Annotated in this window: 20 protein-coding genes; 9 read left to right on the forward strand and 11 right to left on the reverse strand. The window is 68.1% G+C overall.

Going from position 1 to position 20,446, the window contains the following annotated elements; genetic code table 11:
* The first annotated feature begins 48 nt into the window (after nt 1-48).
* The 5 genes from frr (at nt 49) to rlmN (ending at nt 3,907) form a co-directional block, all read left to right on the forward strand.
* Complete coding sequence (frr, locus tag ACIO3S_RS28300; protein ID WP_201451342.1) at nt 49-603, forward strand: ribosome recycling factor; 555 nt, start codon at nt 49-51, stop codon at nt 601-603.
* A 174-nt stretch (nt 604-777) separates the two neighbouring features.
* The gene (locus ACIO3S_RS28305) at nt 778-1,671 is read left to right on the forward strand and encodes a phosphatidate cytidylyltransferase (RefSeq protein WP_400469859.1); all 894 of its coding nucleotides are present in this window, start codon (nt 778-780) and stop codon (nt 1,669-1,671) included.
* A gap of 15 nt (nt 1,672-1,686) precedes the next feature.
* On the forward strand, nt 1,687-2,190 hold the full coding sequence (locus ACIO3S_RS28310; protein WP_400469862.1) for a histidine phosphatase family protein: 504 nt from the start codon (nt 1,687-1,689) through the stop codon (nt 2,188-2,190).
* 78 nt (nt 2,191-2,268) lie between these two features.
* Nucleotides 2,269-2,667, forward strand: a complete 399-nt coding sequence (locus ACIO3S_RS28315) for a hypothetical protein (RefSeq protein WP_400469865.1) — start codon at nt 2,269-2,271, stop codon at nt 2,665-2,667.
* A 121-nt stretch (nt 2,668-2,788) separates the two neighbouring features.
* Nucleotides 2,789-3,907, forward strand: coding sequence for a 23S rRNA (adenine(2503)-C(2))-methyltransferase RlmN (gene rlmN / locus ACIO3S_RS28320; RefSeq protein WP_400469913.1), 1,119 nt, complete (start codon nt 2,789-2,791; stop codon nt 3,905-3,907).
* Nucleotides 3,908-3,928: 21 nt separating this feature from the next.
* Here rlmN and ACIO3S_RS28325 read toward each other — a convergent pair whose 3' ends face one another.
* From ACIO3S_RS28325 to ACIO3S_RS28340, 4 genes are all read right to left on the reverse strand, one after another.
* Nucleotides 3,929-5,473, reverse strand: coding sequence for an amidohydrolase family protein (locus tag ACIO3S_RS28325; protein WP_400469868.1), 1,545 nt, complete (start codon nt 5,471-5,473; stop codon nt 3,929-3,931).
* A gap of 114 nt (nt 5,474-5,587) precedes the next feature.
* Nucleotides 5,588-7,171, reverse strand: coding sequence for an FAD-dependent oxidoreductase (locus tag ACIO3S_RS28330; RefSeq protein ID WP_400469871.1), 1,584 nt, complete (start codon nt 7,169-7,171; stop codon nt 5,588-5,590).
* A complete protein-coding gene (locus tag ACIO3S_RS28335; protein WP_400469874.1) occupies nt 7,168-8,058 on the reverse strand; it encodes an alpha/beta fold hydrolase in 891 nt (296 codons plus the stop codon). The genes ACIO3S_RS28330 and ACIO3S_RS28335 overlap by 4 nt, the downstream gene beginning before the upstream one ends.
* Complete coding sequence (locus tag ACIO3S_RS28340) at nt 8,055-8,915, reverse strand: alpha/beta fold hydrolase (RefSeq protein WP_400469877.1); 861 nt, start codon at nt 8,913-8,915, stop codon at nt 8,055-8,057. Before ACIO3S_RS28340 ends, ACIO3S_RS28335 begins: the two co-directional genes overlap by 4 nt.
* A gap of 65 nt (nt 8,916-8,980) precedes the next feature.
* Here ACIO3S_RS28340 and ACIO3S_RS28345 point away from each other — a divergent pair, with 65 nt between their 5' ends.
* On the forward strand, nt 8,981-9,688 hold the full coding sequence (locus ACIO3S_RS28345) for a TetR/AcrR family transcriptional regulator (protein WP_400469880.1): 708 nt from the start codon (nt 8,981-8,983) through the stop codon (nt 9,686-9,688).
* Between the two features lie 82 nt (nt 9,689-9,770).
* Here ACIO3S_RS28345 and ACIO3S_RS28350 read toward each other — a convergent pair whose 3' ends face one another.
* A complete protein-coding gene (locus ACIO3S_RS28350) occupies nt 9,771-10,205 on the reverse strand; it encodes a hypothetical protein (protein ID WP_160024464.1) in 435 nt (144 codons plus the stop codon).
* A gap of 187 nt (nt 10,206-10,392) precedes the next feature.
* Between ACIO3S_RS28350 and ACIO3S_RS28355 the strand changes: the two genes are divergently transcribed.
* Entirely contained in the window at nt 10,393-11,553 is a 1,161-nt protein-coding gene (locus tag ACIO3S_RS28355; protein WP_400469883.1) for a glycosyltransferase family 4 protein, read from the forward strand.
* On the opposite strand, the gene ACIO3S_RS28360 is transcribed toward ACIO3S_RS28355, so the two are convergent.
* Nucleotides 11,528-12,640 carry an LOG family protein gene (locus ACIO3S_RS28360; protein ID WP_400469886.1) on the reverse strand — a complete coding sequence of 371 codons (1,113 nt, stop codon included), beginning with the start codon at nt 12,638-12,640 and terminating at the stop codon, nt 11,528-11,530. The genes ACIO3S_RS28355 and ACIO3S_RS28360 overlap by 26 nt on opposite strands.
* 18 nt (nt 12,641-12,658) lie before the next feature.
* Nucleotides 12,659-13,537 carry an oxidoreductase gene (locus tag ACIO3S_RS28365; protein ID WP_400469889.1) on the reverse strand — a complete coding sequence of 293 codons (879 nt, stop codon included), beginning with the start codon at nt 13,535-13,537 and terminating at the stop codon, nt 12,659-12,661.
* Nucleotides 13,538-13,608: 71 nt separating this feature from the next.
* Between ACIO3S_RS28365 and ACIO3S_RS28370 the strand changes: the two genes are divergently transcribed.
* On the forward strand, nt 13,609-14,202 hold the full coding sequence (locus ACIO3S_RS28370) for a TetR/AcrR family transcriptional regulator (RefSeq protein ID WP_400469892.1): 594 nt from the start codon (nt 13,609-13,611) through the stop codon (nt 14,200-14,202).
* A 3-nt stretch (nt 14,203-14,205) separates the two neighbouring features.
* On the opposite strand, the gene ACIO3S_RS28375 is transcribed toward ACIO3S_RS28370, so the two are convergent.
* The 4 genes from ACIO3S_RS28375 to ACIO3S_RS28390 form a co-directional block, all read right to left on the reverse strand.
* Nucleotides 14,206-15,078 carry an RIO1 family regulatory kinase/ATPase gene (locus tag ACIO3S_RS28375; protein WP_160024458.1) on the reverse strand — a complete coding sequence of 291 codons (873 nt, stop codon included), beginning with the start codon at nt 15,076-15,078 and terminating at the stop codon, nt 14,206-14,208.
* Nucleotides 15,079-15,237: 159 nt separating this feature from the next.
* Nucleotides 15,238-16,548, reverse strand: a complete 1,311-nt coding sequence (locus ACIO3S_RS28380; protein ID WP_400469896.1) for a hypothetical protein — start codon at nt 16,546-16,548, stop codon at nt 15,238-15,240.
* A 58-nt stretch (nt 16,549-16,606) separates the two neighbouring features.
* On the reverse strand, nt 16,607-17,983 hold the full coding sequence (locus ACIO3S_RS28385; protein ID WP_400469899.1) for an NAD(P)/FAD-dependent oxidoreductase: 1,377 nt from the start codon (nt 17,981-17,983) through the stop codon (nt 16,607-16,609).
* Between the two features lie 79 nt (nt 17,984-18,062).
* Nucleotides 18,063-18,536 carry an Lrp/AsnC family transcriptional regulator gene (locus ACIO3S_RS28390; protein ID WP_008363265.1) on the reverse strand — a complete coding sequence of 158 codons (474 nt, stop codon included), beginning with the start codon at nt 18,534-18,536 and terminating at the stop codon, nt 18,063-18,065.
* Between the two features lie 124 nt (nt 18,537-18,660).
* On the opposite strand from ACIO3S_RS28390, the gene ACIO3S_RS28395 reads away from it, so the two are divergent.
* A complete protein-coding gene (locus ACIO3S_RS28395; protein WP_400469903.1) occupies nt 18,661-20,049 on the forward strand; it encodes an NAD(P)/FAD-dependent oxidoreductase in 1,389 nt (462 codons plus the stop codon).
* Nucleotides 20,050-20,446: the final 397 nt, after the last annotated feature.

The following is a 20,446-nucleotide window of genomic DNA, read 5'->3' on the forward strand; positions in this document are numbered from 1 at the left end:
ACGCCACCCACACCCACAACACTTACGAGCGCACAGGAGCATCCGGTGATCAACGACATCCTCAACGAGGCCGACAGCAAGATGGTGAAGTCGGTGGACTCTACGCGTGAGGACTTCGCCACGATTCGTGCTGGCCGGGCCACCCCGCAGATGTTCAGCAAGATCCTGGTCGACTACTACGGCACCCCGACGCCGATCCAGCAGCTCGCCTCGTTCACCAGCCCCGAGCCTCGGATCATCAACATCGCCCCGTTCGACATCGGCGCGATGGCCAACGTCGAGAAGGCGATCCGCGACTCCGACCTCGGCGTCAACCCGTCCAACGACGGCAAGATCCTGCGTGCGGTCTTCCCGGAGCTGACCGAGGAGCGCCGCAAGGAATACATCAAGCTCGCCAAGGAGAAGGCCGAGCAGGGTCGCGTCTCCGTGCGTCAGGTGCGCCAGAAGGCCAAGCAGGGTCTCGAGAAGCTCGAGAAGGACGGCGAGGCCAGCAAGGACGACGTCACCGGTGCGGAGAAGCGCCTCGACAGCCTCACCAAGAAGCACACCGACGCGATCGACGAGCTGCTCAAGTCCAAGGAAGCCGAGCTGCTCGAGGTCTGAGCCTGCGACCCTGCGACGAAGTCGCAGGGTCACAACGCGAAGAGATCGAGCGAGCGCGCCGCTGAGCTTGCGAAGCGGCGACCGCGTGTCGAGATCCGGCCAGTGACGCAGTCGAGCCCTACAAGCGCCGCGGCCAGGATCCAGAGGAAAGACCTGAGCATGAAGGAATCACTCGTGAGTCAGACGCCGCCGTCTCCTTCTCCGTCAGCTTCCGAGCCGCCGAAGAAGGACTACGGCCGCGCCGGCCGCAACCTGCCCGCGGCGATCGGCTCTGCCGTCGTCCTCTTGGTCGCCATCGCGCTGAGCCTGATGTTCGTGAAGACGGCGTTCATGCTGATCGTCGTCGGCTGTGTCGTCGCCGCGGTGTGGGAGCTCCACCGAGGCCTGATGGCCAAGGACATGGACGTCCCCGAGCAACCGCTGATGATCGGCGGCACGGTGATGGTCCTGGTCGCGTACTTCCTGGGCTCCGACGCGCTGGTCACGGCCACCGCGGTGACCGCTCTGGTGATCATGCTGTGGGTGCTGCGGCGTGGGGTCGAGGGCTACGTACGCACCTCGGCCGCGGCCGTCCTCACCCTGTTCTACCTGCCGTTCCTGGGCTCGTTCGTCGCGCTCATGCTCGGCGAGGGCGGCGGCTGGACCTCGGGCGGCCTCTCCGACGACGGCGTACGCGGCATCATCGTCTGGGTCCTGCTCACGATCATGTCCGACATCGGCGGCTACGTGGCCGGGGTCCTCTTCGGCAAGCACCCGATGGCGCCGGTGATCTCCCCGAAGAAGTCGTGGGAGGGCTTCGCCGGCTCGGTGGTCTTCACCGTCGCCACCGGCGTCGGCCTGGTCGTATGGCTGCTCGACGGTGCCTGGTGGGTCGGTGTCGCGCTCGGCGTGGTCGCCTGCGTGATGGCCGTCCTCGGTGACCTCGTCGAGTCGGTCATCAAGCGCGACCTCGGCGTCAAGGACATGAGCCAGATCATCCCCGGTCATGGCGGCCTCATGGACCGTCTCGACTCGCTCCTGGCGACCGTCGCCCCGGTCTGGCTGATCCTCCACTACGCCGTCTTCTGAGCAGGCCCAGCCCCGATGCTGTTCCTCGTACGCCACGGACGACCCATCCAGGTGCGCGGCGTCGCCGCGGAGCAGTGGGAGCTCGACCCGGCCGGGTTCGACGACGTCTGGGCTCTGCGTGACCGGCTGCCGGCCGGCGCTGCGTGGTACTCCTCGCCCGAGCCCAAGGCGCAGCAGACCGCCCAGCTCCTCACCGACGGCGACGTCGGTGTGGTCGAGGCCCTCCGTGAGCACCGCCGCGGTGAGGCCTGGGTCGACGACTTCCACGCCACGGTCGAGCGGGCGTTCGCGGAGCCGACGGTCCCGGCGTACGACGGCTGGGAGCCGCTCGAGGAGTGCCGCGCTCGCGTGACGAAGGCGGTCGCCGGGATCCTTTCGGCACACGCGGGCGAGGACGCCGTGCTCGTCGGTCACGGCACGGCCTGGACCGTCCTGGTGAGCGAGCTGACCGGCACGCCGCCAGATCTCGCCCGGTGGCGAGACCTCGGCTTCCCGGACCTGATCACCGTCGACGCCTGACCGGCTTGAATCGCCCGGAGTTCGTCGCGGCAGCGATTCTTTACCAAGGATGACGTGGTTCGGCGCTACGGTTGAAGAGTGACCGAGCGTCCCGCGGACCTCGACGTGGACTCCGATCCAGACGTCGAGGCAGATCACGGCCCGGAGGAGGAGTCCTCGGGGTCCGGTGGCCTGTGGGCATGGCTGCACGACTCGCACCCAACCGTTGCGGCCCTGGTCGGCTTCTACATCGGCCTGGCGTACGCGATCCTCGTACCCGGCACCTGGGGCGCCCTGCTGACGTGGGTCGTCGGGCAGGAGCGGGCCGAGGAGCTGTTCCCGTGGGTGGCGCTGACCCTGCTGGTGCCGCTGGCCCTGCTCATCCCGCGCAAGACCCGCCGCCTCGCCGAGTTCGTCTGGCTGGGGATCATCCTCACCGTGCTGGTGGTGGTCGGTGTCGGCTCGCTGGTCTTCTGGATCCTGCTGAAGACCGGCTGACCAAGCGGGCCGGATCCAGGTTTAGCCGTACGCCGCACCGCGATGGGACAATGGATGCGTGACCGAGCCCGACCCTGCGAACGTACCGGCCCCGCACAGCCCTGAGGCCGAGGCAGCCGCGATGGAGGGGCGCCGCCTGCCCCTGGTGATGGCTCCGCCCAAGGGCCGCGGGAAGCCGCCGCGCCACCTCGCCGACCTCGACCTCGCCGGCCGTCAGGACGCGGCGAAGGAGGCCGGGCTCCCGGGGTTCCGGGCCAAGCAGCTCTCGGTGCACTACTTCGAGCGGCTGGTCGACGACCCCGAGAAGATGACCGACCTCCCGGCCGGCCAGCGCCAGGAGCTGGTCAACACCTTCCTGCCCGACCTGATGACACCGATCCGTCAGCAGGAGGCCGACAAGGGCACCACCGTCAAGACACTGTGGAAGCTCTTCGACGGCGCTCTCGTCGAGTCGGTGCTGATGCGCTACTCCGACCGCGCCACGGTCTGCATCTCCTCCCAGGCCGGCTGCGGCATGGCCTGCCCCTTCTGTGCGACCGGCCAGGGCGGCCTCGAGCGCAACATGTCGACCGCCGAGATCGTCCACCAGGTCGTCGTCGCCGCCCGGCAGATGGCCAGCGGCGAGATCCCCGGCGGCCCCGGTCGGCTCTCCAACGTCGTCTTCATGGGCATGGGGGAGCCGATGGCCAACTACAAGGCGCTGATGGGTGCGGTCCGCCGCCTCACCTCGCCCGCCCCCGAGGGTCTGGGGCTCTCGGCCCGCCACGTGACCGTCTCCACCGTCGGCCTCGTACCCCGGATCAAGCAGCTCACCGAGGAGGGCATCCCGGTCACCCTCGCCCTCTCGCTTCACGCACCCGACGACGAGCTGCGCAACGAGCTCGTCCCGATCAACACCCGCTTCTCGGTCGCCGAGACCGTCGACGCCGCCTGGAACTACGCGCGCGTGACGAAGCGCCGAGTCTCCATCGAGTACGCCATGATGCGCGGCATCAACGACCAGGCCTGGCGCGCCGACCTGCTCGCCGACGTCCTCAACTCCTACGGCGACTGGGGCTGGGTCCACGTCAACCTGATCCCGTTGAACCCGACCCCTGGCTCCAAGTGGACCGCGAGCGACCCGGCCGACGAGCGCGAGTTCGTACGCCGCCTCGAGGCCAAGGGCATCTCCACCACCGTCCGCGACACCCGCGGCCGCGAGATCGACGGCGCCTGCGGCCAGCTCGCTGCCGCGGAGTAGTGGCGGAAACAAGCAATGAATTCAGTTCGTGGTGCGGTCCTCGATGACGGGCTGTTCGCTCTTGGCGGATTGGGCGAGCATGACCCGAAACACCGCGTTGTCCAGCCCGCGGACTTGTAGGGCCTTCCCCACGAATCGAGCTCCGAGTGCCGTGGCTCGGTCCAATGGGAATGCTGCTCGGACGTAGGTGTATGCCTGGTCGAGGCTCTGCTGGGTCGTGGCCGTGAAGATGCGCTCGGCGGTCTGCTGAAGACGCGCCTCGATCCCGTGCCGATCGGTTCCTACCAGTTCCCCGTCCCGCTTGACGACCCGACCGTCAACCATGACTAGCTCGACGTCGCCCGCTCCGGCTTGTACGACGACGGTCTTGACCGGGTCGAGGAGAGGTGACAGGTGGTGTTCGGCGGTCCGCACCAGGATCAGGTCGGCGCGTTTCCCGACCTCCAACGTGCCCACCTCGTTCTCCAAGCCGGCCGCGCGAGCGCCCTCGATGGTGGCCGCGCGCAAGACGTGCTCCGTGTTCAACTGCAACTTCTCGGGCATCATCCTGTGGGCACCGAGCTTGTCGTTGGCGGCCATGCGCCCGGCGGCAAGTGCCAAGCGCATCTGGGTGAACAGGTCCCCCGAGCCACCCGACACGATGTCCACTCCTAGGCCACAGGCCACTCCTGCGTTCCGTGCGGCGGGCCAGATCGGAGTCCCCATGCCCATCTGCATCTCGCTCTCCGGGGTCACCGAGATTGAGGCGCCGATGCTCGCGATACGTGACAGGTCTGCCTGGGATAGCACGTTGCCGTGCACGAAGAGTGTGCGGTCGTCGACCAGGCCCTTGTTCAGCAGCCGGGTGACATAGCGAGTGCCGCGGGCGAACGGCCCGTTGGCGACGTGAACCGAGAACCGATGCGCGTCGAGACGCCGGGCAAGCTCCACCTCCGGGACGGTGTACTGCAGGGGCGCGAAGAGAAAATCGCTGCCGCTGATCCCGAACCGGATCAGCCCGTCGCTGACGGGAAGCCTCTCGGCGCGAAGCCTCTCCGCGTCCTGGTGGCGCCAACGAGAGGTGAAGGTACGTTCGGTCTCGATGGGTACGTCGGGGTCCGCCACATCGGGCAAGCCGTAGCAGTAGACAGCCCGGATGCCCGCATTCTCCAGACCTGTGAGCAACGCGTCGGCGTGGTCCGGGGTGGCGACCAGGTGGGCATTGTCGACCACCGTTGTCACTCCAGCGTTGAGCGCATCCAATGCGCCGGCGTAGTTGCCCAGCTCCGCGTCACCAGCGGTGAAATGCGGCGCGTAGCCGTATCGCACTTGGGCCATGTAGTCGTAGAGGCTTCCGTCGGCCAAGGTGGCTCGCAGGAGCGACTGCCAGGTGTGCCGGTGCGTGTCGACCATGCCGGGCATGACGATTCCTTCGCGCGCGTCGATCACCTCGGCATCGGTGACTCCGAGATCTTGCCCGATCGCGGCGATACGGCCGTCCTCGACCAACAGTTGGTTGATCCCAGGCGGAGCTGGCTCAGCCAGGGTCAGCAGGGTCGCGTTGGTGATCAGTGTTCGTCGGGACATACATCCACCTCTGGTCGTGTGCAGCTGGAGACGTTGACGGTGCCAGTGCGGGTCGATAACGGCGATTGCTGCTGGCAGAGCACGTCGTGCGGGGCGGGAAGAGTCGCTCGCGGCTCAGGCGGAGCCGCGGCGCGGGCGAGCACCGGAGCCTCTTTCACGTGGCAGAGGCCTCAACAGGGAAACCGCGGCCTCGGCCTCGCTGATCATGTCTCCCGAGGAGATCGAGGCGAGATAGCCGTCTGGACGCACCAGGAGCAGCGTGTCCTCGCTGACTCCGTATGACTCGCGGAAGCTTCCGTTGCCGTCGGTCAGGACAAGATCGGCGGTCGAGGACAGTGCGTCGACAGCCACCGTCCTCAGGGCCGCCCCGGTCGCTGGCCACTGGATCTGGTTCAAGGCCCGAGCTGCGCCGTCGCCGTAGGCGACGGCTGTGAAGTGTGGGCCTCGGTAGGCATCGAACATCCTGGCGGGCCTCCCCTCGGCATCGACCATCACGGCATCTGGCGCACGGTCGCCGACGTCGAGCTGCTTGGTGGTCTGTTCAGCGGTAGCCGCCAGTGGACCGCCTCGATAAGTGATCCCGAGCTGCTGTTCGTCCTTGCCGCGACGGATGCTCGCCGGATCGAGTTTGCCGATGGCCTCGTACTTCTTCGTCGACAGACCGAGGACTCCGGCTGCGATGGGCTGGCGCTCGGCCTCATAGGAGTCGAGAAGGGTGTCAGGAGCTCCCGCGAGGACCTGGCCGAGCTTCCATCCGAGATTGTAGGCGTCCTGGATGCCGGTGTTGAGGCCTTGGGCTCCTGCGGGGGTGTGCACGTGCGCTGCGTCCCCTGCGATGAAGACCCGGCCCTGGCGATAGTGGCTGGCGAGCCGGATGTTGGGGCGGAACACCGACCGCCAACGTACGTCTTGGAGCTCGACGCCGGATGCGTGGGTGTGGGCTCGGATCCGCGTGTTGATCTCGGCCAGGTCGGTGGGCGGGTTCTCGTCCGGCGCGAGCCGGACCATCCACTGGAAGAGATCGCTGTCGGGCAGTGGGCACGCCGCAACGAAGCCCCCACGGAGCCTGGGCCACATGTGCCACCGGTTTCGCGAGAGCCCCGTGGTGGTGGCGTCGACGATGAGGATGCGGTCCTGCTCGTCGGTTGAACCGATGAAGTCGATGCCGAGCGTGGTGCGAGTCGTGCTCGCCCCACCGTCGGTGCCCACCAGGTATCGGGCGGTGACGTGTTCGACGCCACCGTCCGTGGCGAGGGTCGCGGTGACCGCCGTGGCGTCTTGGGTGAATTCGGTGATCTCGGTGCCGTACTCGACCTTGCCGCCCAACTCGACAAGCCGAGCGTGAAGCGCTGCGTCGGTGGCGAACTGAGGAATGAGCCACGTGTTGGGATATGGAACGTCGGCGGTGGCCGCACGGTTCTTCATCATGCTCCACGGGATCACAGCGCGACCGAGGTGGATTCCGAGCTTGGGATACAAACTCCCGTGGTGGACGACGCGCGAGAGGACGCCGAGATCGTCGAGCACTTCGAGTGTTCGGGGCTGGAGTCCCTTTGCTCGGGAGCCTTCAAAGGAATGTGGCGCCTTGTCGACGATCCGGACGTCAAGACCGCGACGGACCAGGTCGATCGCCAGCGCCGAGCCGCTCGGACCGGCGCCAGCGATGAGTACATCGATCGCGGTGTCTTCTGCCTTCATTGCTCAAGCCGTTCTGTTGGGTTGGTCGTGAACGACGCGACCAAACTCGCTACCGCGTCGGGTCGCTCGAGTGGCGTCATGTGTCCGCACTGCGTGATCACGTGACACTGTTGGGGCCGCAGGAGCGTGCGAGCCTCTTCGAGGCTGTCGATGGGGGTGACGTGGTCGTCGTCGCCCCAGATGAGCATGGTGGGAATGTCCGAGCGACCGGTGCTACGGAAGAGCTCGGCCCGGCCGTGCAAGGGCAGATTCTGCAGCGTGGAGAACAACGCGTACATGGAGCCTTGGTAGCGGAAGGCGTCACGCACCATGCGCGTCAAGACTGCCGCACTTGCCTCGTCTCGCACGTTGTGGCCCAGATGGCTCTCCAGGAGTCGCCGTCCGAGCCGTCTACCGACCAACGCGGCAAGTGGATCGCTCTTGAAGAGCCAGCGGCTCGCCGGGGCGTCGGACAGCCCTGCCGGCCCGGCAAGAGTCAGGCTCTTGATATCCGAGCGACCCGCCACGTACGCCATCGCGATGACCGCGCCCATCGAGGTCCCGACAACGTGGTGAGGTGGGAGTCGAAGCGTGTCCACGAGCTCCGTGAGCTGGCCGACGAAGAGTGCCTCGTCGTAGTCACCGATCAGTCGCTGCGAATACCCACGTCCATAGGCGCTGAACGCGAGCGTTCGGAATCCCAAGCCGTGCAGGTGCTCGGCCAGGCCGTCCCAGTAGAACAAGGGAACGGTCAACCCTCCGGTGAGGACGACGGTCTCGCCGTCCTCGGGGCCAGCCAACTCATAGTGCGTCACGCCGTGGGAGAGCTCGATGAAACTTCCGCGGAGGTCACGCCTCGCCCGGTCATCCAGGAGGAGGTCCTCTCCTTGACCGACGAAGTACCTCATGGTCGCGCCCCGTCCTGCCTCGTGCGACCGCTGTGGGGGTCCGGCTGGCCTCCCAGGAAGTCGCGGATCCGCGCGGCGACCCACTCTGGGTCCTCTTCGGGCAGCAAGTGGCCACCGGTCGGGTGGGTCAGCTCGACCGCCCCCGGGATGTCCTGACCGAAGTGCTGACCATCGATCGACGCGCTGCGCAGCACCATCGTCGGTACGGCGACGAGGGGAATCAGGTTGCTGCGGTCCTCCTGGTCCGTGTTCGCGAGGTCGACGAAGGCGGACCGGTTGCCGGGAAGGCTCATCATGGCGTGGACTCGGTCGACCATCGCCTCATCCACGATCGACGGTCGGCCGACGAGAGCGCGTAGGTTGCCTTCGGTTGCCCGCTTCGGGAGCCAGCGCCGCAGCAGCGGTCGGAGGATCGGGTTGCGAGCCAACCGTATGCCCGTCGGAAGCGACTTCTCGGGATAGCCCGTCGCGTTGATGAGCACCAGGCTCTCCACACGAGAGGGTTCGGCCAGAGCAAGGTTCCAGCCGATGTTCCCGCCGAGCGAGTTGCCGACGACCGAGAAGCGTTCCACGCCGAGCTCGGTCATGAGCCCAGCGACCGTGTCGACGTACGTCGAGACCCGGTAGTCCCGGTCGGGGCGCGGCCCGGTGAAACCGAAGCCGGGCAGATCGGGAGTGATGACGTCGAATGACGTGGAGAGGTGCTCCGCGACGCGCTCGAACCCGTGATTGGAGGAACCACTCCCGTGCAACAGCAGAAGCGCGCGTCCGCTGCCGGAGCGCTTGAAGTGCAGACGCACGCCGTCGACGAAGGCGAACTGAGAGTCCGGGTCCGGACCGAGAAAGGAAGAGTTCATAACGGCTACAGTGTTGTCGTTATTGTTCGAGCTTGTCAATACCTATCGGCTACGATGTAACCGATATGAACCCACACTCCGATTCCGTCACCAGTGCCGAACCGACCTCAGGTCCCGACAGTGACGCCTCTGCTTCGGGCCGCTCGCGCGGCCGTCCGCCCGTCCCCAAGGAACGAATCGTTGCGACAGCGCTGAAGATCGTTGACGAAGAGGGTGCCGATGCGCTCTCGCTCCGCGTTCTGGCCCAACGGCTGGACTCGAGCACCGCGACGCTGTATCGACACTTCTCAAACCGGGCCGAGCTGATCAACCACCTGATCGATCACACCTTCGGCGGGGTCCCCGTTCAGGCCGCTGAGCTACGAAGCCTCGGCTGGGAAGACGCGTGCCGGGCTATGGCGACCTGGATGTTCGAGAATCTCCGGAGCCATCCGAACATCGCACCCCTGCTGCTCGCCCAGGCCCCCACAGGTCCCAATGCGATGGCAATGCGGGAGATGGCTCTTCAGGTGCTTCTGGACGACGGGTTCTCGCCACGTGTCGCGATCCGCTGCTACGCGACGCTCGCGCGATTCGTCCTGGGTTTCGCCATCCAGCTCAACGGCGATGAAACAGAAGACGCAGCACTCGCCGAGGCTCTTCGGAACTCCGGCGAGGACAACCTCCCGGCGACAAGCGCCGTGGCCGCCTTTGGCCCGGTTCCCCTGGATGACGAGTTCAGCTTCGGCCTCGACCTCCTGTTGACCGGACTGGCCCAACAGCGGTCGCGCTAGGGCATCTCCGCCACCGTCCGCGACCCCCGCGGCCGCGAGATCGACGGCGCCTGCGGCCAGCTCGCTGCCGCGGAGTAGTGGCTCAAGCCCCTGGCGCGGGCCGGCGCTCGTGGCCGGGTCGGCCTCGGGTGCGGCGGACGTCCTTCATCTCCGACTCGTAGAGGTGCCGCTTGCCCTCGACGAGAGTGTCGCGAGCCTCCTTCTCCAGCCGCTTGAACGTGGCGTAGTAGCCGTCGTCGTACTCCTCGACGATCTGAAACGTCCACCGGCCGTTGAGCACGTTGAGTCCTACGAGCTCGCGCTCGAACGTGTCCGCCAGCTCGGTGTGGCCGGCCTCGCGCAGCTGCTGGACACCCTTGCCGAGGGTGAGGTCGGCGGTGCCGGTGATGCGATGCATCGCGTACAGATGACCTCGGGCGATCTCGATCGCTTCGAGCGCCTCGCTGATGGAGCCGAGCGCCTCGACGGTGAGGTCGTCGACGCCTTCGGGCCGGATGTGCTCCTCATCGGTGGTCATGCCGTGATCGTGGCAAATCGAGCGAGCGGGCGGCAAGCCCTGGATCTCTGAGAGTCACACGGTGTTTCCGCTGATGACACCGCCCGGACTATCTGTCGCCCGGCACGGAGTTCTGGCCACGGGAGGTTCACCGACCCGTCAACCAAGTCGGGGGTCACGTTGCCGGACGGCGCTCACGATCGGGAACATGAGCATCAGCCTCGATCGGGTCCCGCTGGTCGCCGCCAACTCAGAGCCGCTCCGTGTCCTCATCGTCACGGAGTCGTTCCTGCCCCAGGTCAACGGCGTGACCAACTCCGTACGCCGCGTGCTGGAGCATCTTGCGATCGACGGCCACACCGTCGAGGTCGTGGCCCCCACCGGGCCCACCGAGTACGCCGGGTTCCCGGTGACCCGCACCCGGGGCGCGACGTTCTGGGTCTACAAGGACTTCCGTGTCGGCCTGGAGACGCGGCGCAAGCTGCGCGCGGTGATGCGCCGGTTCAGCCCCGACGTCATCCACGTCGCCTCGCCCGCGCTGCTCGGGCGGCAGGCGGTGCTGGTGGCCAAGGAGCTCGGCATCCCGAGCGTGGCGATATACCAGACCGACCTGGTCGGCTTCTGGGACAAGTACAAGGCAGTCGGTGGCCCGCAGGCCGCGGCGATGCTCACCCGTCAGGCGCACTCGGCCGCCGACCGCACCCTGGCACCGAGCTCGTCGGCCCTCACCCAGCTCGAGGGCCTCGGCGTACAGCGCACCGGGCTGTGGCCGCGCGGTGTCGACGTCGAGCTGTTCCACCCGAGTCGCATCGACCACGACCTGCGCTCCCAGCTCGCGCCCAACGGGGAGACCATCGTCGGGTACGTCGGCCGTCTCGCCCAGGAGAAGGAGCTGCACCTGCTGGCTCCGCTGGCGCACAACCCGGCGTACAAGGTCGTGCTCGTCGGTGGCGGCCCGCAGGAGCGCGAGCTGCGCCACCTGCTCCCGAACGCGACCTTCATGGGCGTGCTGCAGGGGGAGGAGCTCGGGGCTGCGTACGCCTCCCTCGACGTGTTCGCGCACACCGGCTCTCACGAGACGTTCTGCCAGGCGGTCCAGGAGGCGCTCGCCTCCGGGGTCCCGGTCGTCGCGCCGCGCTCGGGCGGGCCGCTGGACCTGGTCGCCGACGGCGTCACCGGGTTCTTCTACGAGCCCGGCAGCCGCGACGACCTCGGCTCCCGCGTCGCGCTGCTCCACAACGACCCGCAGCTGCGGCTGCGGATGGGGCGCGAGGCCCGCAAGAGCGTCGCGCACAAGTCCTGGGGCGCGGTGAACGCCGCCCTGGTCGACCACTACCGCGACGTCATCCGGGCGCGCCGGCTGCGATGACGTCGAGGACCTCCTCGTCGGTGTCGACGAGGTGGATGTGGCCCTCCATCGCACGGCCACGGGCGAGGGCCTGCAGGAGCGGCCAGACCGGCAGCTCCTCGGTCCAATAGCTCCGCCCGACCAGCACCATCGGCGCGACCGCGCTCGCGTCGGCGTAGTAGTTCTCGCAGGCGTCCTGGAAGACCTCCTGCACGGTGCCGCCGGCACCGGGCAGGAAGACGATCCCGCCGTCGCAGACCTCCAGCAGCACCGCCTCGCGCGTGGCGTTGCGGAAGTACTTCGCGATCGCCCCGGCGAACACGTTGGGCGGCTCGTGCCCGTAGTGCCAGGTCGGGATCCCGAGCGACCTTCCGGGCTTGCCCTCGACCTGGTTCCGTACGTCCAGAGCGACCTGTGACCATGACCGGATCGAGGGCCGGAACGACGGCACCGCGGCCAGCGCCGCGAGTGCATCGTCGAGCACCGTCTTCGGCGCCCCTGCGAGGAAGGCGCCCAGGTTGGCGGCCTCCATCGCTCCCGGGCCGCCGCCGGTGGCGACCACATGACGGCTCGCCAGGTGCTGGGCGAGGCGGGCGGCGGTCGCGTAGCCCTCCTCGCCCCGCCGCAGCGCGTGCCCGCCCATCATCCCGATGATCCGCGTGCCCTCGTCGCGTCGCGCCCGCACCCATGCCTCGAGCGCGGCGTCGATCGCATGATCGTGCAGGGTGATCGCGAGCTCGTCGTCGGCGTCGAGCGGCTGCTGCAGCCAGGCGTACGCCCTCGCATCCAGGCTCCGCGCATAGACCGGGTCGTCGTAGAGCTCCTCGGCGGTGTAGAGCCGGGATCGGTAGACGTCGACGGGTGCCTCGGGGATCACCGGCATCACCAGCGCGCCCTCGTCCTCGGCGTAGTCGCCGTCCCCGGGTGCGAAGGTGCATCCGAGGAACGTGGCCCCGGCCAGCTCGGTCTCGCGCAGGGTCTCCGAACGCGAGCTCAGGTCCAGCGACCGCAGCCGCCACCCCCTCAGACTGCCGGCTCCAGCCGCCAAGTGCCCGTCGAGCTCGTCCACCGACTCGATGTCGACATGCCGTCCCCGGTGATGCTTCATACCGAGAAACCTACCGACTCACAGTGGCCAGGAGACTCCGGTCAGGCGCTCGGACTCGGTCCACAGCTTACGAGCGAGCTCGGGGTCGGAGGCGACCGCGGTGCGGCCGACGAGGGTCGGGCTGCCGCGGTACTCGCCGAAGCCGTCCGGCCCGACGTAGCTCCCCGACGGAAGGTCCTGGCTGGCTGCGTACAGGGTCGGAAGTGCGCCCGCCTCCGCGGACTGCGCGACGACCCGGTTGCCGATCGCCATGAGGGCATGCTTGACCAGGTTTCCGGTGTGGCTCTGCAGGTTGGTCGCCGCGTAGCCCGGGTGGGCGGCGTACGCCCGGAGCCCGGTGCCCTCCAAGCGCCGCTGGAGCTCGAGGGTGAAGAGCAGGTTGGATATCTTCGACTGCCCGTAGGCCCGCTCGGTCCGGTAGTCGCGCCGCTCCCAGTTGAGATCGTCGAGGTCGAAGCCGCCCCAGCGGTGGGCCGAGGAGGCGACCGTCACGACGCGGTCGGTGATGTGGGGGAGCAGCAGGGTGGTGAGCGCGAAGTGTCCCAGGTGGTTGGTGGCGAACTGGCTCTCGTAGCCGTCGGTCGTGAGGCGCTTGGGCACCATCATGATCCCGGCGTTGTTGATGAGTACGTCGATCTCACCCTCCCACCCGTCGGCGAAGTGCCGCACTGAGCTGAGGTCGGCCAGGTCGAGCGCCCGCACCTCGGCGCTGCTGCCGATCGCGGCGGCCACCTCCTCGCCGGCGGCGACGTTGCGTATGGCCAGGACGACGCGGGCGCCCTTCGCGCCCAGCTGGGTGGCGACGACGCGGCCCAGGCCGCTGGTCGCGCCGGTGACGATGACGGTGCGGCCCTCGAAGGACGGCAGCCGTTCGGAAGTCCACTTCTGTTCGGTCATGGAACCAATCTAGGCGGTGCCAAGAATCTTGACAATGTCTAAATCGATGAAGTCTCGATAAGGTGTGCCTGATGACCGAGACGATGACCCGCTACCACCACGGCGACCTGCGCGCCGCGGTGCTCCGCCGTGCGGAGGAGGTGCTGCGCGAGTCGGGCACCGACGCGCTCTCGCTGCGCGGCATCGCCCGCGATCTGGGCGTGAGCCACGCCGCGCCGAGCGCCCACTTCCGCGACAAGAACGCGCTCTTCGACGCACTCGCGGTCGCCGGGTTCCGGCGGCTGGGCGAGGTGATGGATGCCGCGTTGGCCACCCGCGGCTCGCTCGCCGACGACCTGGTGACCTTCGCCTCGGCCTACCTCGACTTCGCCACCGACAACCCGGCACTGCTCTCGGTGATGTTCGCACGCAAGCACAGCGAGACCTCCGGCGCCGAGATCGCCGAGGCTGTCGCCGCCGCCTTCGCCCACCCCACCGCCCTGCTCACCGAGGGTCAGGCCCGCGGTGAGGTCATCGACGGCGACCCCGAGGTCATCGGGGTCACCGTCCTGGCCGCGATCCAGGGCCTCGCCACCTTCGTCGGCTCCGGTTTCGTGACGCCCGAGCAGTCGCAGCAGATGCTGGAGGACGCCGTCGCCACCCTGATGCGCGGCCTGGCCCGCTAGCTCTCAGAAGGCGTGGGCCATCAGGTCGGCGTAGACCTCCTGCTCGTCGACCTCCAGGCCCCGGGCCTGGAACCACTTCGCGACGTTGGTGATGTCGCGTAGCAGGAAGTCGAAGCCCAGCGGGTTGCCGACCAGGTCGATGATCTGGGGGAGATCGATGATCACGAGCCGGTCCTGCTGGGCCAGGATGTTGTACGGCGAGAGGTCACCGTGGACCAGGCCGGCCTGCACCATCGTGGCCAGCGCGTCGACGAGCCCGTCCCACCACATCTCCAGGACGTGGTGCTCCGGTCGGGTCTGGGCGAGCCGCGGCGCCGTCTCGAGCTCGCCGTTGCCGTCGTCGACCGCGATCCACTCCATCAGGATCTCGGTCCCGTCGATCTGCACCGGATAGGGGACCGGGAGGCCGAGATTCCAGCAGCGTACGAGCGCGTTCCACTCGGCGTTGGCCCACTCGGCCTTGGCGACCTCGCGGCCGAAGGTCGAGCCCTTCTTCAGCGCGCGCTCGTCACGGGAGCGCTTGACCGAACGGCCCTCGGTGTACGTCGCGGCCCGGTGGAAGGTGCGGTGGTCGGTGTCGCGGTAGCGCTTGGCGACCATCAGTGCCTCCTGCTCGGGGAAGAGCGGGTCGGCCCGTACGACCAGGAAGGCGTCGGCCTCCTTGCCGGTCTTGAGGATGCCGAGCTCGGTGTCGATGGCGCCCTGAGAGGTCACCACCCAGTCCGGGCGCGGCTCCGGTCCACGCGAGAGCGGCTCCACGGAGAGCCAGGTGGACCAGCGTTGTCCGTCGTCCAGGTCGTCGTACGCCTGGAAGTCGAAGACGAAATTCGAGTCGATCCCCTGGAGAGGATCAGCGGAGATGTTCTCCTGAGTCACTTCGGGTGCTCCTGATACGAGAGATGTGGTCTGTGGGCAGGCACAGGACAACGACAGTCATGGTCTGCTCCTCTCGATCAGGGGCGCCTCGTGGACGAGGACGCCGGTCGCGCTCCATGGTGGAGGACCGCGACCGGCGTACGCAACAGGTTTATCGGGCTATGGCGAGACGAGCCACATGTCGTCGTTGCCGAGCATCAGGACCCGGCCGTCGTCGAGCCCGTAGGGGACGGACCCGTACGGAGCCGCCAGCCGTGCCGTCTCTTCGCCGGATCCGGAGTCGACGAAGGTGTGCGTGTAGGCGGGCAGCTTCCGGCCGATGGCAAGGCCGGCCACCCCGTCCGGACCGTTCTCGAAACGATCGATGATCGGCCCACTGACAGCCACGCCGGGGTAGAGCCGCTTCGATTCGTCGACCGAGCCTCGCGACCTGCGGTCCAGGTCCTGGCTCCACAGACGCTTCCCGGTCGGCGAGAACGCTGCTATCCGGTCGCTCTGGATGAGTACGACCGCGTCAGGGGCCGGCTTCAGCAGCTGCCGATCGTCGGATTCGGAGGCCGGATCGACCTCGACCTGAAATGCGGATGCCCGTCGACCCTCGAGGTCGGCGGTGACGACGTCGTAGGCGCGGCCGGAGAGGTTGGTCACGTAGATCCGGTTGGCGAAGACGTCGACGATGGGGAAGCCGAGATCCGGGCAGGGCGTGGAGGTCGTCCAGGCTCGGACCCCGGCCCGGACGGCGGAGAAGGTGCAGGTTCCGTCCTTGCGGGACATCCCGACCAGGAGGTCACCGACCTGGGCCGCGACGTGATCGTCCATGACGGCGACCGGTGCTCCCCAGCGCTTGCCGTTCCGCACCTGGAAGGCCGAACGTGTCTCGGGATCGATGTCGACCGGAACCGTTGGGACTCGCTGGACGAGCCGACTGTCGTCGAGGGTCGTGACGCCGACGACGGCCGGGATGCCGAGATCGAGCGACTCTCGCGAGGTGCTGGACGTGATCGTTCCCGCGGCGTCGAAGTGCACCAGGGTGCATCCCTCGTCCTCGGCGCACCGAACAGCATCGAGCTCGCCGTCGGTGCTGATGGCGATCGGCATGTGGAGGTCGTCGAGAGTCTGGTGCCACACCTGGTCGCCGCTCCGGTCGTACATCGCGAGGCCATCGATGCTGACGACCGCCACGTCGCCGCTGTCCCCGACCCGGGCCCAGGTCCCGTCCAGGTAGTCCTCGGCGATCTCCCGCCCGCTGGACAGTTCGCGGATCGTGAGCACGTCGTCCTCGTAGGTGTAGATCCGGTCGCGGACCACGACGGCCTCGTCACCGCCATCGCTGATCTCGACGTGCCAGGCCACGTCGCCGGCGACCAGGTCGTGGGCTCGCCAGTGGGCGATTCCGACGATCAGAGCGCAGGCAGCGACGAGGACCGCTACCGAGATGAGCGTCTTCTTGGCGCCCGACGACACTGCCATGACTTCCCCCGAGATCCTGGATGCGACAGCGGCAGCGTAGCCGTTTCGGTCCGGAGGGTCAGTGACCGCCGACGAGCGGCGCGACGGCGCGGGCGACCAGCGAGCCTTTGCCGGTGGCGGTCTCCTCGGCGTCGGCCATGGTCATCGCGCGCAGACCGGCGTTGACGCCGAGCCAGCGCAGCGGCTCCGGCTCCCAGCGTGGTGAGACGTGACCGACCCAGGGGAGGGCGGTGAGATCGGACTGGGTGCCGAGGACCAGGTCGCGCAGCGTACGGCCGGCGAGGTTGGTGGTCGCGACGCCGTCGCCGACGTAGCCGCCGGCGTGCGCGAGGCCGCTGGCGGGGTCGTAGCCGACCGAGGCGTGCCAGTCGCGCGGGATGCCGAGGACCCCGCCCCATCTGTGGGTGATCTTGTGGCCGCGTACGGCCGGGAACAGCTCGACCAGGGTCTCCTGCAGGCGACGGTGGGTGCGGAGGTCGGAGGAGTCCGCGTGGGTGATCTTCGACCCGAAGGAGTACGGAGCGCCCCGGCCGCCGAAGACCAGCCGGTCGTCTGCGGTGCGCTGCCCGTAGATCAGCAGGTGCCGGCCGTCGGAGAAGGTCTCGCGCTCCTCCAGACCGATGCTCGACCAGACCAGATTGGAGAGCGGCTCGGTGGCGATGATGAGGGAGCGCACCGGGATGACCTCGCGCTCGAGCCCGGTCAGTGTCGGGGTGTAGCCCTCGGTGGCGCGTACGACGACGTCGGCGGTGACGGCATCGCGCTCTGTCCGCACGAGGTGCGGCTCGATCGAGGTGACCCGGGTCTGCTCGTAGATCGTGACCCCGCGGGCCTCGACGGCACGGGCCAGGCCGCGGACCAGCTTGGCGGGATGGAGCGCCGCACAGTCGGGGGTGTAGGTGGCGCCGAGGGTGCCGGTCGCGGCGAGCCGCTTCTCGGCGGCGGCCTGGTCCAGCAGGGAGATCTCGGCGTCACCGAGCCCCCAGGAGCGGGCGTGCTCGACGTCGTCGCGGGCGCGCTCGAGCTGGGCGGCGGTACGGGCCACGACGACGGTGCCGCCCTTGGCGATGTCTGCCTCGATGCCCTCCGCCTCGGTGACCCGGATGACCTCGTCGACGGTCGCCCGCATCGCCCGGTCCTGGGCGAGAGCGGCCTCCCGGCTCGAGCCCGCAGCCACCTTGTCGAGCGAGGCGGGGAAGAGGGCCGAGCACCAGCCGCCGTTGCGGCCCGAGGCCCCGAAGCCGGCGACCTCGGCCTCGAGGATCGCGATCTTCAGGTCGGGCCGGACCTCCGCCAGGTAGTAGGCCGCCCACAGGCCGGTGTAGCCGGCGCCGACGATCGCGACATCGACCTCGAGGTCACCCATCAGGGCCGGGCGCGGCTCCCAGGAGTCGCCCGCGGTCTCGTGCCACAGGCTGATGTCGGAGTAGGTCACCGGGCCACCTCCGTAGCGCAAGCGCCAGAATACGGATGTGGCCCGGTGAAAGACTCACGGGTCGCTCGCTGGCGCTCGCTCACCGGACGCCCCAGGCGTACGTCTGCTTGTGCAGGTGGAGGTACATGAACGTCTCGGTGCTCACCACGCCCTCGATGGCGCGGATCTTGCTGGAGACGAGGTTGAGAAGGGCCTCGTCGCTCTCGGCGACGACCTCCACGAGCAGGTCGTAGGAGCCGGCGGTGATGACGATGTAGTCGACTTCGTCGAGCTTGCCGAGCTCGTCGGCGATCCCCTCGATCGGTCCGGACGTGCGTACGCCGATCATGGCCTGTCGCGCGAAGCCGAGCTCGAGCGGGTCGGTGACGGCGACGACCTGCATGACGCCGCTGTCGACGAGGCGCTGCACGCGCTGCCGCACCGCGGCCTCGCTCAGGCCGACCTCCTTGCCGATCGCGGCATAGCTGCGCCGCCCGTCCTGCTGGAGCTGCTCGATGATCAGCTTGTTGACCTCGTCGAGGTGAGCGCCCCCGTTGCGCTTGCGAGTGGTCATGGCGCCCAGTCAACCTGCTTGCTGTGGCCTGATGCAACGAAATCCGTCGTGTGTAACGAACAATTTCCATGATTCCGTACATTGTGTGTGGCTGAAGGCCTCTGAAGTTGTCATAGTGGGCGTCGTGAACCATGTCTCGCTGACCGATGCGAAGCCCGCCGTCTACTGGCTGGACGACCCGGCAAAGCCAGCGCCGCTGCCGCCTCTGCTCGGGGTGGAGTCGGCCGATCTGGTGGTCGTCGGAGGCGGGTACTCGGGGCTGTGGACGGCTCTGCTGGCCCGCGAGCGGTTTCCGTCGTGGTCGGTGGTGCTGCTGGAGGCCGGCCAGTGCGGGGACCAGGCATCGGGCCGCAACGGCGGCTTCGCCGAGGCGTCGTTGACACATGGCTTCTGGAACGGTCTGGAGCGCTGGCCCGACGAGCTCGCGACCCTGGACCGGCTCGGCCAGCAGAATCTCGATGAGATGGCGGCGACCATCCAGGAGCACGGGATCGACTGCGACTGGCAGCTCACCGGTGCGCTGAACGTCGCCACCCGTCCGCACGAGGTCGACGACCTCGCCGAGTGGTCGACCGCGCTGACCGAGCACGGCATCAAGCACCGGCTGCTGGACGAGATCGGCGTGCGGGACGAACTCAGCTCGCCGACCTACCTCGGCGGCTTGGAGGTGGTCGGTGACACGGCCACGATCGAGCCGGCGCGGCTGGCGTGGGGTCTGCGGCAGGCTTGTCTGGACGCCGGTGTGGTGATCCACGAGGGCTCCGCGGTCACTGGTCTCGAGCGTGACGGTTCGGGGATGCGGGTATCAACGATCGCAGGGTCGGTCCGGGCCGGGCGGGTGGCACTGGCGACCAACGCCTTCCCGCCGCTGCTGCGGCGGCTGCGGATGATGACCGTGCCGGTCTACGACTACGTACTCATGACCGAGCCGCTCTCCGCCGCGCAGATGGACGCCATCGGCTGGACGAACCGGCAAGGCGTCAGCGATTCCGCCAACCACTTCCACTACTACCGCCTGACCAGGGACAACCGGATCCTGTGGGGCGGCTACGACGCGATCTACCACTTCGGATCGAAGATCTCACCGGAGCTGGAGACCGGCGCCACCCACGACAAGCTGGCCGGCCACTTCTTCGAGACCTTCCCGCAGCTCGAGGGCCTCCGCTTCACCCACCGCTGGGCCGGCATCATCGACACCTGCACCCGCTTCTCGGCATTCTTCGGCAAGGCGTACGCCGGCCGCGTCGCCTACGCCCTCGGCTACACCGGTCTAGGCGTCGGAGCCACCCGCTTCGGCGCCCAGGTCATGCTCGATCTCCTCAGCGGCGAGCAGACGGAACGTACGTCGCTCGAGATGGTGCGCTCCAAGCCGCTGCCGTTCCCGCCCGAGCCGGCGCGGTATGCCGGCATCTCGATGATGGTCCGCTCGCTCGGGAAGGCTGATGCCAACGGGGGCCGTCGCGACCTGTTCCTGCGGACGATGGATCGGCTGGGGCTGGGGTTCGACTCCTAGGTCAGTTGGTCCGACGTTTGTGGCTGATCGTTCTTCTCATAGTTAGGGCCGCCGACCCGTTACGGATGGTGTTCTCGCCGGATCCCGGAGTAAAGGACGGCCTGCGGCCGCCGGCTTCGCCGGTCGCCTTCGGCGATCCTTGACACCGGGCTCCGTCGAGAATTTTGGCTGGCTATCGGGTCGGCGGCGGGGTTTGGCGCGGATTCCTTGGGTTGGGTACGGGCTTGGGAGTCCGGGGCCGGTGAGTCCTCGAGGGTGAAGGGCTTCTCGTGCTTGTACAAGACGATGACACCTTGTGAACGCGGCGGAATCAATCGGTCGAGGCAACGCTGAGTGAGGGAGTGTTGTCATGCCGAAGGTGTTTGCGGCTGAGGTCCGAATCCGGGTGGTGGATCTG

It is taken from the genome of Nocardioides sp. NPDC087217 (assembly GCF_044744805.1).
GTDB lineage: Bacteria > Actinomycetota > Actinomycetes > Propionibacteriales > Nocardioidaceae > Nocardioides.